Raw genomic sequence first — 12,206 nt, forward strand, 5'->3', positions numbered from 1 at the left:
CGGTCGTCACGCCGTGGCGGCCGGGACCGGCTTCGCGGCGGGCGCCGCGGGTTTCGCGGGCGTCGCCGACTGCTCGTCGCGGTAGAAGATGTCGATGTCGACCTCCTCGCCGCCGACGATCACCGTGTCCCACGGCCCGCTGTCGATGAGGGTGCGCAGGGTCTCGCTCCTGAGTGTCTCCAGGTGCGCCCGCAGCGTCTCGTCGTCGGGCATGCCGGGGATGCGCGGCGCGAGGCGGTCGCGGATCGCGCGGAGCTGCTCCATGAGGCCGTCGATGTCGGACTCGCGGTCCAGTTCCCCGTCCAGGGCGGCGGTCTCGGCGATGCTCTGGGCGATGACCTCCTTGATGGCACGGCTGACGCCGTTCTCGTCCGTGGTGATCATGGCGTTCCAGGCGCGGCTCTTGTGCCGGTACTGGAGCATCGACATGGCAGCCTCGTGCCGGACGAAGTCGGCGTCGCGCAGCGGCCGGCCGCGCCAGGTGCCGCTGAGCGTACGGGCCAGTGAAATGGCCGAGCCCAGCCCGCTGTTGAGGCCGCGCCCGGGCCAGAAGTGGATGGCGTTGGCGGCGTCGCCGAGCAGGAAGCCGTACGTGCCCGGGGTGGACGGGGTGCCCGGGTAGAGGCGGGCGGTGAAGCGGGGGCGCTGCACCATGTCCAGCCGGAAGGCGGTGACCGCGCTCAGGTCGTCCTCGGGGACGCCGAAGAGCGCCAGGCCCTCCTTGACCCGCTTCCACAGGGCCGAACCCCTGATGAGCGCGGGCAGGAAGAGGGTGCTGTGGGTGGAGCAGTGGAAGTCGCCGTGCTCGTCGCGGCCCATCACGCACGGGCGGGAGGCGATGCACTCCTCGAAGACCTGCCGGACGGGGTCGATGCCGACGACCTCCTTCGCCTCGGCGTCGGTGAGGCGCATGTTGAGGAAGCCCTCACCGCGCAGGGCGTTGAGCAGGAAACGATTCTGCGCCACGGTCAGCAGCACGGTCATCGGGTCGGACAGCCCGGACTTCACGCGCAGGCCCAGGACGACGTCCTGGATGTGCTCGCCGGCCAGGGAGTAGATCGACTTGTCGGCGGTGCCGAACTTCTCCGTGAAGTACTCGCGGGTGCGGGAGCGGCCGCCCTCGCAGATCGCGAGCACATGGTCCTTGGCGACGCTCTCGTGGTGCTCGATCGCGTCGAAGCGGGCGGGCACCAGGCGGATGCGCTCCCGCTTCTCGTTGGCGAGGGCGAGCAGGGTGTCCTCGATGTAGGCGATGCGTATGTTGCGGGGGCTGAAGCCGCGGATGGAGTCGGGGCCGGCCGGCCACATCTCGGTGTAGGTGCCCTCCGTGAACAGCCGGGCCTGGACCTCCTCGGGGAGGTTCAGGTACTGGCGGCTCTGCACGGTGACGACCTGCTGCCGGCGGACGTTGCCCTGCCCCTCGCTCTTCCACACGACCTGGTCGCCGTCCTGCGTCCAGCGGCCGTCGTAGACGGTGACGGAGACCCGGCGGCCCATCAGGTGCTCCAGCAGCAGGGCGAACGACAGGCCCACCGGGCCGCCGCCCGCCACCGTCACGTTCAGCACCGGGCCGGGCTCCTCGGGCTCGGCCGGCGTCATCAGCGACTGCAGGAGGGAGAGATCGAGGATCGTCTCCATCGGATCGGCCGCCTCGAAGCAGAAGGTCTCCTCACCGATGGCGATGAGGTCGCCGGGCTGGAGCACGTGCGAGGTCACGCGTTCCCCGTTGACCCGCGTCCCGTTGCTGCTGCCCCGGTCGTAGAGCACGAAGCCGTGGTTCTCGCGACGCACCTCCGCGTGGAACCGCGAGGCGCTCACACTGGCGATCACCACCGTGTTCTCGGCCTTGCGGCCGAAGGTGAGGGGCTTCTCGCCGATGCCGAACCTCTCGCCGGCCAGAGAGCCTTGACGCCCAACAATCTCAGGAGGCATAGGTCACTCATTTCCACGTCAAAGTACCGATGAGAACAACGCGAACACCGGCCGCCGAACCGCTGCGCGTCGCGTCACGCCCCAAGACGGCCACCCCTCGTCCACTGGGTCCACGTGCACCGGTCGCCGATCGGTTCACCGGCTCTCCGCGCGGCCCGGACCCGCCCTGATCATCCCGCACCGGGGAAGCCCTGCCCACCTCCCCCGCACCGCCACCTGTCAGCCCTGGGCGACAGTTTCCTCCGAAGTGGCGCCAAATCGACTTATCGAAGCTCCAGTTGTCCGAAAGTCGACAAGTGAGCTGCCCGGAACCCGTCCTCACGCCGTCGCCGAGTGCCCCCTGGTACGGGCGACATGGATGCGCCGCAGGGCGCTCGGGCTCCCGGAGCGTCCGGTGGGGTGCCGTCACACCGGAGGCGGCGCCACGGTCGGGTGGCGAAGGGGAAAAGGGCCGCACCGGCGACCGGGGGGGGGTGGGTAGTCGTCGGTGCGGCTCTGGGGAGCGTCTGCCCCGGCACCGGCGTTCCACTCCGCCGTTCCACACCGGGATTCCGCCCCTGGATCCGCCCGGGATTCCGCCCGGGAGATGCCCGCCCTCATCGCGTGACGGCGGCGTCCAGGAGCGGGGCGAGCTCGGCGGCGACGGTGGTGAGGGCACGTACGTCCTGTTCCGCACGGGCGATCACGAGGGCGCCCTCGAGGGCGCTGATCATCAAGGTGGCGAGCGGTTCGGCCCGCTCCCCCGGCACGCCCATGTCGCGCAGGGCCGCCGCGACCGGTCCGGTCCAGGTCGCGAAGGCGGCGGCCGCGGCGGCGCGCACGGAGTCGGCGGAGCCGGCGCAGTCGACCGTGGCGGCGGCGACGGGGCACCCCGCGCCGAAGCCGGAGGCACGGAACTCGTCGGTCCACTGGGCGACCATGGCGGCGAACAGGCCGCCGGGTGTCGGCTCGGGCAGGCCGGCGAGGAAGCGGGCCACCCGGTTCCCGGCGTAGCGGCCGGCCCAGGCGACGGCCTCGTTGACCAACTGCTCCTTGCCACCCGGGAAGTAGTGCTGCAGGGAACCGCGCGGGGCCTCCGCGTGGACGGCCACCTCCCGCATGCCCGTCGCCGTGACTCCACCCCGCCTGATGAGCTGCGCGGCGCTGAAGACCATGCGCTCGCGCGGCCCGCGTCCGGATCCCGCCATGACCGACCTCCCTACCGCGCCCTCGACATCGCCCGCGTCCGCGCCGCGGGCTGTGCGGTCCCCGCGGACGGGGTGGCGGCGGGCGCCACGATCACTATTATGACAGCTGTCATAGCAGTCGGGATGGACCGGTCGGAACGGCGGTGCGTGATGGACGTGGGATTCATCGGCCTGGGGATCATGGGGCAGCCCATGGCCCTGAACCTGGCCGGGTCCGGAGTGCCGCTGGCCGTCTGGAACCGCACCGCGGAACGCGGCGAGCCGTTGCGCGCGGCCGGCGCCCACGTGGCCGCCGGGCCCGACGAGGTCTTCGCCCGTTGCCGGGTCGTGGTCCTCATGCTGGCCGACGGTCCGGCGATCGACGCCGTACTGGACCGCGGCGGGCCCGCGTTCGCGTCCCGGGTCGCCGGGCATGTCGTCGTCCACATGGGCACCACCTCGCCGGAGTACTCCCGCGCGCTGGAGGCCGACGTCCGGGCCGCCGGCGGCGCCTACGTGGAGGCACCGGTGTCCGGCTCCCGCAGGCCCGCGGAGGCGGGGCAGTTGGTGGGCATGCTCGCCGGGGAGCCCGCCGCGGTCGAGGAGGTACGGCCGCTGCTCGCACCCCTGTGCCGGGAGACCTTCGTCTGCGGTGCCGTGCCGGGGGCGCTGCTGATGAAGCTGTCGGTCAACCTGTTCCTGATCACGCAGGTCACGGGGCTCACCGAGGCGTTCCACTTCGCGGAGCGGCAGGGACTGGACACCGGGCAGTTCCTCGACGTCCTCGACGCCGGGCCGATGGCCAGCGCCGTCTCCCGGATGAAGGCGCCCAAGCTGAGGGAGCGGGACTTCGCCGCCCAGGCCGCGGCCACCGACGTGCTGCACAACAACCGCCTCATCGCGGAGGCCGCGCGCAGGGCGGAACTCGCCTCGCCGCTGCTGGACGTCTGCCACACCCTCTTCGAGGAGACCGTCGAACAGGGCGACGGCCACCGGGACATGGTGGCCGTGCTCCGCGCGATCGAGGCCCGCACCACCGGAACCGACCGGCGCGGGGCCGCGACCGCGGCCCCGAAGGAAGGGGCACGGCCGTGACCGGCACCGACGCCTCCGCAATCGTGACCCCGACCGCCCGGCGCATGTGGCACCTCCTCGAACCCGTCCACTCCGTCACCTACTTCTCCCCCGAGGCACGTGCCGCCTCCGAGGAGGCCGGCCTGCGCGGCTTCTGGCGCGGCTACTTCGCCTGCCGCGCGGCGCCCCTGGGCGCCGTCGGCGCGGCCCCGGTCACCGCCGCCTTCTTCGTGTTCGCCCCGGGCATGGTGGCCCGCGCCTTGCCGGGAGTGTGGCAACTGGCCGCGCCGGACGCGGCGTTGACGGCACGCCAACGAGGCGCGAGCGCCGCGCTGCGCCGGCTGCTCGCCGGGCACGAGGCGGCGGCCGAGGAGGCGGTGGCCCTGCTGCGCCCGGTCACCGGCTCGCTCGACATCGCCGGCCGCGTCCTGGCCGCCACCAACGCGGCCCTGCCGCTGCCGGCCCACCCCCTCGAAGAGCTCTGGCACCATGCGACCCTGCTCCGCGAACATCGCGGTGACGGTCATGTCGCCGCGCTCGTCACGGCGGACCTCGACGGCTGCGAAGCACTGGTCCTGCGCTCGGGCATCGATCTGCCCCGCGGCCAACTCCAGCCCCACCGCGGCTGGACCGACGACGAGTGGACCGCCGCCCGCGCCCGCCTGGCCGCCCGCGGTCTGCTGGACCCCGACGGTGCCGCCACCGACGACGGCCGCACCGCCCACCGGTCCCTCGAAGCCGCCACCGACCTCGCCGCCGCCCGCCCCTGGTCCGTGCTCTCCCCGGCCGACCTCGACCGGCTCGTCACCGTCCTGTCCGCCCCGGCGCACGCCTGCGCCGCGGCGCTCCCCTACCCCAACCCCACGGGCGCTCCGGCGCCTTGAGAGTGCGGCCGGGGGAACGGGGGCGACCGGCGGCCCGTTGACCGTCCGGAGAGGACACCTCGTATGAAGACCCGCGAGCGGGCCGGCGGCGTGCCCGGCCCGGGGACGCCCTGGGACGAGATCACGCCCGGCCTCTGGATGGGCGGGCACGTCAGGACGGACGGGCACGGCGCCGTTCACCCGGTGGTCGTGACCGACGAGTTCGACCTGGTCGTCAGCCTGGTCGACCTCCCCGGACACGGACCCCGCGACCCCCGCGTCGAGCACGTCGTCGCCGCTCTCCCGGACGCGCCGCTCACGGCCGAACAGATCGCCACGGTCGCGCGACTGGCCCGGGGCGCCGCCCTGGCCGTCCGCCACGGCCGCACCACCCTGGTCCGGTGCCACGCCGGGTACAACCGCTCGGGACTGGTCGTGGTGCGGACGCTCGTCGAACTCGGCCATGACGCGCCCTCCGCGATCGCCCTCGTCCGGCGGCGGCGCTCGCCGTGGGCCCTGAACAATCCCGTCTTCGAGCAGTACCTGCGGTGCGGTCTCGACGTCGCCGAACTCCTGGCCGGTCCGGCGGCGCGGCCGTAGCGTCACACCGTGACGACGACCTTCGCCCGGGCGTGCTCGACTTCCAGGTAGCGGATGGCCTCCGGCGCCTCCGCCAGGGGGTAACTGCGGTCGATCGCAGGGGCGATGACCCCCGACTCGGCGAGTTCGCGGAGCGTCGCGAGGTTCTCCGGGCCGGGATTGGCGACGAGTACGAGGACGCGCCGGCGCCCGAGGCGGGCGACGATCTGCCCGCGCAGCATCAGGCCCATCGGCCCGACGAGGCTGCCGCCCTTGGAGACGCCGCCGCCGGACAGGACGAGCGTGCCGGTGGGGTCCAGCACGCGCAGCAGGGCGGTCAGTGAGCGGTTGCCGACGAGATCGAGGACGAGGTCGTACCGCCGCCCGTCGCGCGTGAAGTCCTCGCGGGTGTAGTCGATGACGCGCCCGGCGCCGCAGGACCGGACGAGGTCCGCGTTGCGCGTGCTGCACACACCGGTCACCTGCGCCCCGTAGCCGGCCGCCATCTGCACGGCGAACGGCCCCACGCCGCCCGAGGCGCCGTTGACCAGGACGTTCTGTCCCGGCCGCACCTTCCCCAGATCACGCAGGCCGACGAGCGCGGTGTTCGCCGCCAGCGGCAGGCACGCCGCTTCCTCGAAGGAGAGATTGGCCGGCTTGGTCCCGACCACGTCCTGCGAGGCGCACACGTACTCGGCGAAGGCGCCGTCCGCCTCCCCGAACACCTCGTCGCCGGGGCGCAGTCGCACCACGTCCGGGCCGACCGCCTCGACGCGGCCCGCGAAGTCGGTTCCCCGGACCTTGACCCTCGGGCCGCCGAAGCCGATCGAGGGGCGCGCCAGGTAGGGGTCGCCGCGCATCAGGTGCCAGTCGCGCGCGTTGACCGAGGCGGCGTGCACGCGGACGAGTACCTGTGCGCCGGTGGGTGCGGGGGTGGGGATCTCCTCGACCTGCAGGACGTCGGTCGAGCCGTACCGGTTCTGGACGACTGCCTTCATCGGGACTCCGTGACGGATGGGTTCGGAAGTGCCGCGTCAGCGAAGACGATAGGGGCAGGACCCACGCCGGGGCATCAGGGGCGAACCCCTGGATTTCTCCGGGACCCGCGACGGCGGACCGTCACTCCACCGGAGCCGAGGCCCGCTCCCGGGCCGCCGCGAGGATGCGCTCGGACAGTTCCGGATCGGCGGCCGCCACGGCCCGCGACAGGATCACGGCGCCGACCATGGTCGACAGGGTCGCGAAGTCGGGACCGCCGTCCTCGGCCGGTTCTGCGGAGCCCTGCCCGCGCAGGCCGGCCAGTGAGCCCGCCATGCCGGTGATGCCGGAGACGAAGAGCTGCTGGAGCTCCGGTCCGCTGCGGCCGGCGTCGCAGGCCAGGGCCGCGACGGTGCAGCCCTCCTCGGGCGCGTCGCGGTGCCGGGCGGAGACGTAGTCGTCCACGAAACGCCGCAGCGGCGCCTCGGCGGCCGTCCCCTCGCCCCCCTCGCCGTCCCGCACCGCGTCGACGGCGGCCACGCTCTCCGCCAGACCGCGTTCGCAGACCGCGGCCTCCAGTGCCTGCTTGGAGTCGAAGTAGCCGTAGAAGCCGCCGTGGGTCAGACCGGCCGCCTTCATCACGTCGGCGATCGTCACGTCGCCGAAGCCGCGCCGCCTGAACTGCTCGGCCGCGTTCACGACGATCTGCTCGCGGTTCGCGGTCACCTGCTCACGGGACACACGCATGGCCACACCTCCGGGGAACGTCTCGCTTGACACTTTACATGACGGACATCATGATTAAGTTATTCATGATGGACATCATGAAAAAATGGCTCAGCGACGCTCCCGGCGCGGCGCACGCCCGATTCCCGGCGAACACGCCGCACACGGAGCGCAGCAGCCCCCCACCCGCCTTGAGAGGACCCCACACCCATGCGCACCCCCGCCTATCAGCCGGACCGGACGGCCCTGGTCGTCATCGACCTCCTCAACGACTTCCTCGCCGAGGACGGCAAGCTCAGCGGTCAGATCGGCCCCATGCTCGACGCGCTGGACCTGCGGCCCCGGCTGGCCCGCCTGCTCTCCGGGGCGCGCGCCGCCGGAGTCACCGTCTTCCACGCTCCGCACGGCCTTCACGAGGGCGTCTTCGCGGACGTCCGGCACGTCCTGCCGCGGTTCCAGTTCGCCGTGGACAACCAGGTGTTCTGGGAGGGCGGCCCCGGCGCCGACTTCCACCCGCCGCTGCGACCGCTCGACGGGGACGTCGTCGTCGGACGCCACCGCATGTTCGACGCGTTCGCCGGGACCGACCTGGACGCACAGCTGAAGGCCCACGGCATCGAGAAGGTGGTGCTCGCCGGGCTGACCTCGCAGACCTGCGTGGAGGGCACCGGCCGGCACGCCCTGGAGGCCGGATACCACGTCACGTTCCTCACCGACGCGGTCGCCGACTTCACCGAGGCGGCGCACCGGGCCGCACTGGAGATCTCCTACCCCACCTTCGGCCACGAGGCGATCACCGTCGACGAGTTCCTCGCCGCGACCGTCTGACCCCTCGATCCCCGCCCGCCGCACCAGCACCACCGAACCGAAAGCACCACCATGGCAACCCTGACCGTCGTCTACCACTCCCCCAACGGCCACACCCGCGCCCTCGCCGAGCACATCGTGCGCGGCGCGCGGACGGTGCCCGGCACCGCAACGCACCTGGCCGAGGTCACCGGCGAGCAGGTCACCGCCGGCCGCTGGTCGGACGCCCCCACGATGGACCTCCTCAAGGCCTCCGACACCGTCGTCTTCGGCGCGCCCACTTACATGGGCAGCCTGTCGGCCGTCTTCAAGTCGTTCCTGGAGGGCGCCTTCCACCCCTTCCTCGGGCAGGAGTGGAAGGACAAGCTCGCCGGCGGCTTCACCCACTCCGCCGCCCAGAACGGCGACAAGCTGTTCTCCCTGCAGCAACTCGCCGTGTTCGCGGCGCAGATGAACATGCAGTGGGTCTCGGTGGGTGACACCGCCGGCGACAACTGGACCGGAGGCACCCGCTACGACGTGAACCGCCTCGGCTCGTGGCTCGGCGTGATGGGCCAGACCAACGCCGACGAGGGCCCCGACGCGGTGAGTTCGCACGGCGACCGGACCACCGCCGAGCGGTACGGCGTGCGCCTGGCCGAGCTCACGGCCCGCTGGGTGCACGGCACGCCGTACGAGCCGCGACGGCACTCGCTGGAGGAGTTCCGCGAACTGTCCGCCCGCAGTGCCGAAGAGGCCCGGGCCCGCGTCTGACGCCCCGGCTCGACGCACCACCGCACCACCGCACCACAGCACCGCAGCACCGCAGCACCGCAGCACGATCGCACGAGAGGTACGCACCACCCATGATTCTGCACGTCACCGGCACGATGGACGAGTCGGCCGACACCGCGCCGTTCCGCGAGGAGGAGTTCCGCGTCCTCAAGGAGTTGCAGGCCGAGGGCACCGTCCTCGCGGCCTACCGCCGCCACGACCGGCGCGGCGCGTTCCTCGTCGCCGAGGCCGCCGACCCCGCCGACGCCCGTGAACGGCTCGGCCGTCTCCCGTTCGTCGCGCACGGCATCCTGACCCTGGAGTACGCCGAGGTCAGCCCCCTCTGACCGCGCCGCCCCACGGGTGCGCACGGGCCCGGCACGGGTGGGGCGGGACCGCCGCAATTCGGTCCCGCCCCGCCCATCTGCCGCCCGGGGGCCGGCCCGGACGGTCAGCGGGAGGCGCCGGTGCGCTCCTCGATGCGGCGCAGCGCCTGCTTGAGGTACCCGGCGAAGCGCGGGTAGTTCTCGCTCATCGGGAAGTGCCCGATCTCCTTCATCTCGATGAACTCCGCTCCGCGGATCCGCTCCGCGGTCCGGGCGCCGTCCTCGGGCGTGGTGAGGTAGTCGTACTCGCCGGTCATCATGATCACCGGACAGCGCTCGCCGTCGATCTCCCCCAGCCGGCCGCGCAGGTCGTGGTCGACGGAGTAGAAGTAGAGGTCCCCCTTGAACGCCTCCGAGCCCTGGCTGTAGTAGAACCAGGTGGCCCACCGGTCCTTGTCGGGTGACTGCGGGGCCATCAGGTCCCAGACGCCGCTGGCGCACACCTGGGCGGCGTTGGCGTGCGGGTGCTGCCACCAGTCGAGGTAGAAGCCGGGCGAGTAGTCGGCGCCCTCGACCGGGATGACGGCCTTGAAGCGGTCGGGATGGCGCAGGGCCAGTTGCAGGGCCACGTTGCCGCCGAAGGAGGACCCCATGAAGATCGGGTCGTCCAGGCCGAGCGCGTCGCAGAAGGCGGTGATGAAGGCGACGTAGTGGTCGGCGGAGAGCTTGTACTCCTCCTTCCACCACTCCTTGTTCAGCGGCGGGTCGGTCTTGCCGTGACGGGCGAGGTCGTAGGCGATGACGCGGTGGTTCGCGGTGATCTCCTCGTCCTCCAGGAGGCCCATCCACTGGTGGTTGTGGCAGCCGGCGGTGTGCTGGCAGACCAGCGGCTGGCCCTGGCCGCTCTCCAGGTAGAACACCTTGTACTGGACGTCCTCCACGTCGATCGTGACGTAGTGGCCGGTCACCGGCGAGATGCGGGACGGAGTGCTCATCGGGGGTCCTTTCGGCAGGCGGCGGGTCAGCCCAGCGGCCCGGTGACGCGGAGCAGTTCGAGCTGCCGGGTCAGGCAGCGCAGGTTCTGCATGAGGACCAGCAGGTCGCCCTCCAGGCGCATGTCCCGCTGGAAGGTCGCCGCCCAGATGCCGTGGTACATCGGCTTGGGCACCGGCTTGCAGAACTCACCCCAGGTCCCGGCGCTCGCCCTGATGGCGAAGTCGTACGCCGTGAGCGGCTCCGGGTCCGTGACCAGTTCCTCCACCCGGCCGCGGTGCATCCGCACCAGGAAGCTGTGCCGCTCCATGTCGAGCAGGTAGGTACAGGAGAAATAGGCGCCGTGGGCCTGTACCTCGGGGTCACCGTCACTGAGCCGGCGGAACTCCGCCACCGGGCCGCTCTCCGTCGCTGTCGTCATGAGTCCACTCCTCCGTCGCACCACGTCCTGGTCGCACCACGTCACTTCCCGCCCAGCCAATACCGGCTGCGGTGACTTCGGCCCGCGACCACGCCGCACCGCCCTCCCAGGCCCACCCGGCGGGCCGAAGCCGCACCGCGTCTCCCCGGGAAGGGGAAGTCCTGTCCAGCTTTCTCCGTCGCCGGGCCGTGGGGCTCACCGAAAGCGAGAATTCCGCCGCCGGCGCCCTGCGGAATACGCAAAGGCGCAGGCCACACCACATGAATCAGGCCATGCGCGGGCTTATGGTGGGAGGGCGTCTGTTCGCGGAAAGAGCGGTGAGCCGCCATGACGACTGCATCCCTGCCCTCGCGCCCCGTGCGGGACGACTGGCAGGCCCTCGCCGATCTGTGCACGTCGGTCCGGGCCGAGCTGCCCCGGCTGACCGCGGGCATCGTCGACCGCATCCGGGAGGAGATCCCGGAATACCACATCGTGCCGCGCGACGAGCACGAGGCGGGCGTCTTCGAGCAGTTCGGGGGCCTCCTCACCGGCCTGATCACCCGGCGCGGGCCCTCTCCCGAGGAGAGCGAGCACGCCCGCACCCTGGGCCGCGACCGCGCCCGCGAGGGCCTGCCGCTGCAGGCCCTGATCGGCGCCTTCCACGTGGGCTACCGGGAGATCTGGAACGTCCTGCTCACCCGCGCCGACGCGCGCGGCGGGAACCTCAGCCGGCAGCTGGTACGGCTGGTCGGCACCGTGTGGACCTGGGTCGAACAGGCCACCGGCGCCGCGGCCGAGGCCTACAACGACACGATCCGGGCCCAAGAGGCGGCCCAACTCGGCCTGACGTACCGGTTCTTCGAGGGCCTGTACGCGCCGTCGCCCGCCGAGGTGGACGTGGCCCGGCTCGCGCACTCCCTCGGATTCGACCCGGCCGGGACCTTCCAGGCGGTGTGCGCCCCGTCCGAGGCCTGGGCGGACGAGCAGCTCGCGGAACTGCGCGGGCGCGTCGGGCGCCGTACGGGCAACATGCGGTGCGCGAACCGGGGCGCGACCATGGTGGCGGTCGTGCAGTCCATGCCGGTCGACGTCCTGATCGAGGCGATGCGCCGCCATGACCCGCACCTGCGGATCGGCACCGGGCTGCTGCGCTCCGGACTCGCCGGGGCGGCCGCCAGCATCGTCGACGCCCAGGAGGCGCTGGCGCTGGCGGACGCCGACGGGAAGCCCGTGTCCTTCGGCAGCGCCTGGCTCGCGGCGACGCTGCTCCCGCAGGCCGGCCGGCTCCTGCCGCTGCTGGAGGCCGCCTCGGAGCCCGCCGCGTCCCATCCCGACCTCGCCGTCACGGTGCGGGGCTTCGCCGACAACGGCTTCTCCCTCACCGCGACGGGCCGGGCGCTGCACCTGCACCCCAACACCGTGAAATACCGCCTGGCGCGGTGGCGGGAGCTGACCGGCTGGGACGTGCACACCTGGCCGGGCCTGTCGGCGAGCCTGCTCGGGCTCGGCCTGGTGGAGGCCGGGGCGTTCGAGGGCAACGGCCACGAACGGCCCCGTCAGATGTGACCGAGTCCATTCTGCGGCCTACGGTCGAAGGACCGCCATG

At 72.4% G+C, this 12,206-nt stretch carries 13 protein-coding genes; 7 read left to right on the forward strand and 6 right to left on the reverse strand.

The window, feature by feature from the left end; translation table 11 throughout:
* Positions 1 to 6: 6 nt before the first annotated feature.
* Both ACFYXS_RS27375 and ACFYXS_RS27380 read right to left on the reverse strand, forming a co-directional pair.
* Entirely contained in the window at positions 7 to 1,932 is a 1,926-nt protein-coding gene (locus tag ACFYXS_RS27375) for an FHA domain-containing protein (protein WP_389252786.1), read from the reverse strand.
* A gap of 596 nt (positions 1,933 to 2,528) precedes the next feature.
* Complete coding sequence (locus ACFYXS_RS27380) at positions 2,529 to 3,119, reverse strand: TetR/AcrR family transcriptional regulator (RefSeq protein ID WP_389252788.1); 591 nt, start codon at positions 3,117 to 3,119, stop codon at positions 2,529 to 2,531.
* Positions 3,120 to 3,269: 150 nt separating this feature from the next.
* Here ACFYXS_RS27380 and ACFYXS_RS27385 point away from each other — a divergent pair, with 150 nt between their 5' ends.
* From ACFYXS_RS27385 to ACFYXS_RS27395, 3 genes are all read left to right on the forward strand, one after another.
* Positions 3,270 to 4,193, forward strand: coding sequence for an NAD(P)-dependent oxidoreductase (locus tag ACFYXS_RS27385; protein ID WP_389252924.1), 924 nt, complete (start codon positions 3,270 to 3,272; stop codon positions 4,191 to 4,193).
* Positions 4,190 to 5,056 carry a hypothetical protein gene (locus ACFYXS_RS27390; RefSeq protein WP_389252790.1) on the forward strand — a complete coding sequence of 289 codons (867 nt, stop codon included), beginning with the start codon at positions 4,190 to 4,192 and terminating at the stop codon, positions 5,054 to 5,056. Before ACFYXS_RS27385 ends, ACFYXS_RS27390 begins: the two co-directional genes overlap by 4 nt.
* Before the next feature lie 63 nt (positions 5,057 to 5,119).
* Entirely contained in the window at positions 5,120 to 5,635 is a 516-nt protein-coding gene (locus tag ACFYXS_RS27395; protein ID WP_389252792.1) for a protein phosphatase, read from the forward strand.
* 2 nt (positions 5,636 to 5,637) lie between these two features.
* Here the strand turns inward: ACFYXS_RS27395 and ACFYXS_RS27400 are convergent, their stop codons facing one another.
* Positions 5,638 to 6,612 carry an NAD(P)-dependent alcohol dehydrogenase gene (locus ACFYXS_RS27400; protein WP_389252794.1) on the reverse strand — a complete coding sequence of 325 codons (975 nt, stop codon included), beginning with the start codon at positions 6,610 to 6,612 and terminating at the stop codon, positions 5,638 to 5,640.
* Positions 6,613 to 6,733: 121 nt separating this feature from the next.
* Entirely contained in the window at positions 6,734 to 7,339 is a 606-nt protein-coding gene (locus ACFYXS_RS27405; protein WP_389252796.1) for a TetR/AcrR family transcriptional regulator, read from the reverse strand.
* 189 nt (positions 7,340 to 7,528) lie between these two features.
* Here ACFYXS_RS27405 and ACFYXS_RS27410 point away from each other — a divergent pair, with 189 nt between their 5' ends.
* The 3 genes from ACFYXS_RS27410 (at position 7,529) to ACFYXS_RS27420 (ending at position 9,225) form a co-directional block, all read left to right on the forward strand.
* Positions 7,529 to 8,146 (forward strand): cysteine hydrolase family protein, encoded by a 618-nt coding sequence (locus ACFYXS_RS27410; protein WP_389252798.1) that lies wholly within the window; start codon positions 7,529 to 7,531, stop codon positions 8,144 to 8,146.
* A 51-nt stretch (positions 8,147 to 8,197) separates the two neighbouring features.
* Positions 8,198 to 8,878 carry a flavodoxin family protein gene (locus ACFYXS_RS27415; protein WP_389252800.1) on the forward strand — a complete coding sequence of 227 codons (681 nt, stop codon included), beginning with the start codon at positions 8,198 to 8,200 and terminating at the stop codon, positions 8,876 to 8,878.
* 92 nt (positions 8,879 to 8,970) lie between these two features.
* Positions 8,971 to 9,225 (forward strand): YciI family protein, encoded by a 255-nt coding sequence (locus ACFYXS_RS27420; RefSeq protein WP_389252802.1) that lies wholly within the window; start codon positions 8,971 to 8,973, stop codon positions 9,223 to 9,225.
* Between the two features lie 104 nt (positions 9,226 to 9,329).
* Here ACFYXS_RS27420 and ACFYXS_RS27425 read toward each other — a convergent pair whose 3' ends face one another.
* Together ACFYXS_RS27425 and ACFYXS_RS27430 are read right to left on the reverse strand one after the other, a co-directional pair.
* Positions 9,330 to 10,199 carry an alpha/beta fold hydrolase gene (locus ACFYXS_RS27425; protein ID WP_389252804.1) on the reverse strand — a complete coding sequence of 290 codons (870 nt, stop codon included), beginning with the start codon at positions 10,197 to 10,199 and terminating at the stop codon, positions 9,330 to 9,332.
* Between the two features lie 26 nt (positions 10,200 to 10,225).
* Positions 10,226 to 10,618: a hypothetical protein gene (locus ACFYXS_RS27430; protein WP_389252806.1), complete on the reverse strand. Its 393-nt coding sequence runs from the start codon at positions 10,616 to 10,618 to the stop codon at positions 10,226 to 10,228.
* Positions 10,619 to 10,945: 327 nt separating this feature from the next.
* Here ACFYXS_RS27430 and ACFYXS_RS27435 point away from each other — a divergent pair, with 327 nt between their 5' ends.
* On the forward strand, positions 10,946 to 12,166 hold the full coding sequence (locus ACFYXS_RS27435) for a PucR family transcriptional regulator (protein WP_389252808.1): 1,221 nt from the start codon (positions 10,946 to 10,948) through the stop codon (positions 12,164 to 12,166).
* Positions 12,167 to 12,206: the final 40 nt, after the last annotated feature.

Source organism: Streptomyces sp. NPDC002574 (genome assembly GCF_042889545.1).
Lineage (GTDB): Bacteria > Actinomycetota > Actinomycetes > Streptomycetales > Streptomycetaceae > Actinacidiphila.

Bases quoted from the DNA above. Each gene is read 5' to 3' on its own strand.
- ACFYXS_RS27425 (WP_389252804.1), bottom strand. From the start codon at position 10,199: ATGAGCACTCCGTCCCGCATCTCGCCGGTGACCGGCCACTACGTCACG.
- ACFYXS_RS27410 (WP_389252798.1), top strand. From the start codon at position 7,529: ATGCGCACCCCCGCCTATCAGCCGGACCGGACGGCCCTGGTCGTCATC.
- ACFYXS_RS27395 (WP_389252792.1), top strand. From the start codon at position 5,120: ATGAAGACCCGCGAGCGGGCCGGCGGCGTGCCCGGCCCGGGGACGCCC.
- ACFYXS_RS27400 (WP_389252794.1), bottom strand. From the start codon at position 6,612: ATGAAGGCAGTCGTCCAGAACCGGTACGGCTCGACCGACGTCCTGCAG.
- ACFYXS_RS27430 (WP_389252806.1), bottom strand. From the start codon at position 10,618: ATGACGACAGCGACGGAGAGCGGCCCGGTGGCGGAGTTCCGCCGGCTC.
- ACFYXS_RS27415 (WP_389252800.1), top strand. From the start codon at position 8,198: ATGGCAACCCTGACCGTCGTCTACCACTCCCCCAACGGCCACACCCGC.
- ACFYXS_RS27420 (WP_389252802.1), top strand. From the start codon at position 8,971: ATGATTCTGCACGTCACCGGCACGATGGACGAGTCGGCCGACACCGCG.
- ACFYXS_RS27380 (WP_389252788.1), bottom strand. From the start codon at position 3,119: ATGGCGGGATCCGGACGCGGGCCGCGCGAGCGCATGGTCTTCAGCGCC.
- ACFYXS_RS27385 (WP_389252924.1), top strand. From the start codon at position 3,270: ATGGACGTGGGATTCATCGGCCTGGGGATCATGGGGCAGCCCATGGCC.
- ACFYXS_RS27405 (WP_389252796.1), bottom strand. From the start codon at position 7,339: ATGCGTGTGTCCCGTGAGCAGGTGACCGCGAACCGCGAGCAGATCGTC.
- ACFYXS_RS27375 (WP_389252786.1), bottom strand. From the start codon at position 1,932: ATGCCTCCTGAGATTGTTGGGCGTCAAGGCTCTCTGGCCGGCGAGAGG.
- ACFYXS_RS27435 (WP_389252808.1), top strand. From the start codon at position 10,946: ATGACGACTGCATCCCTGCCCTCGCGCCCCGTGCGGGACGACTGGCAG.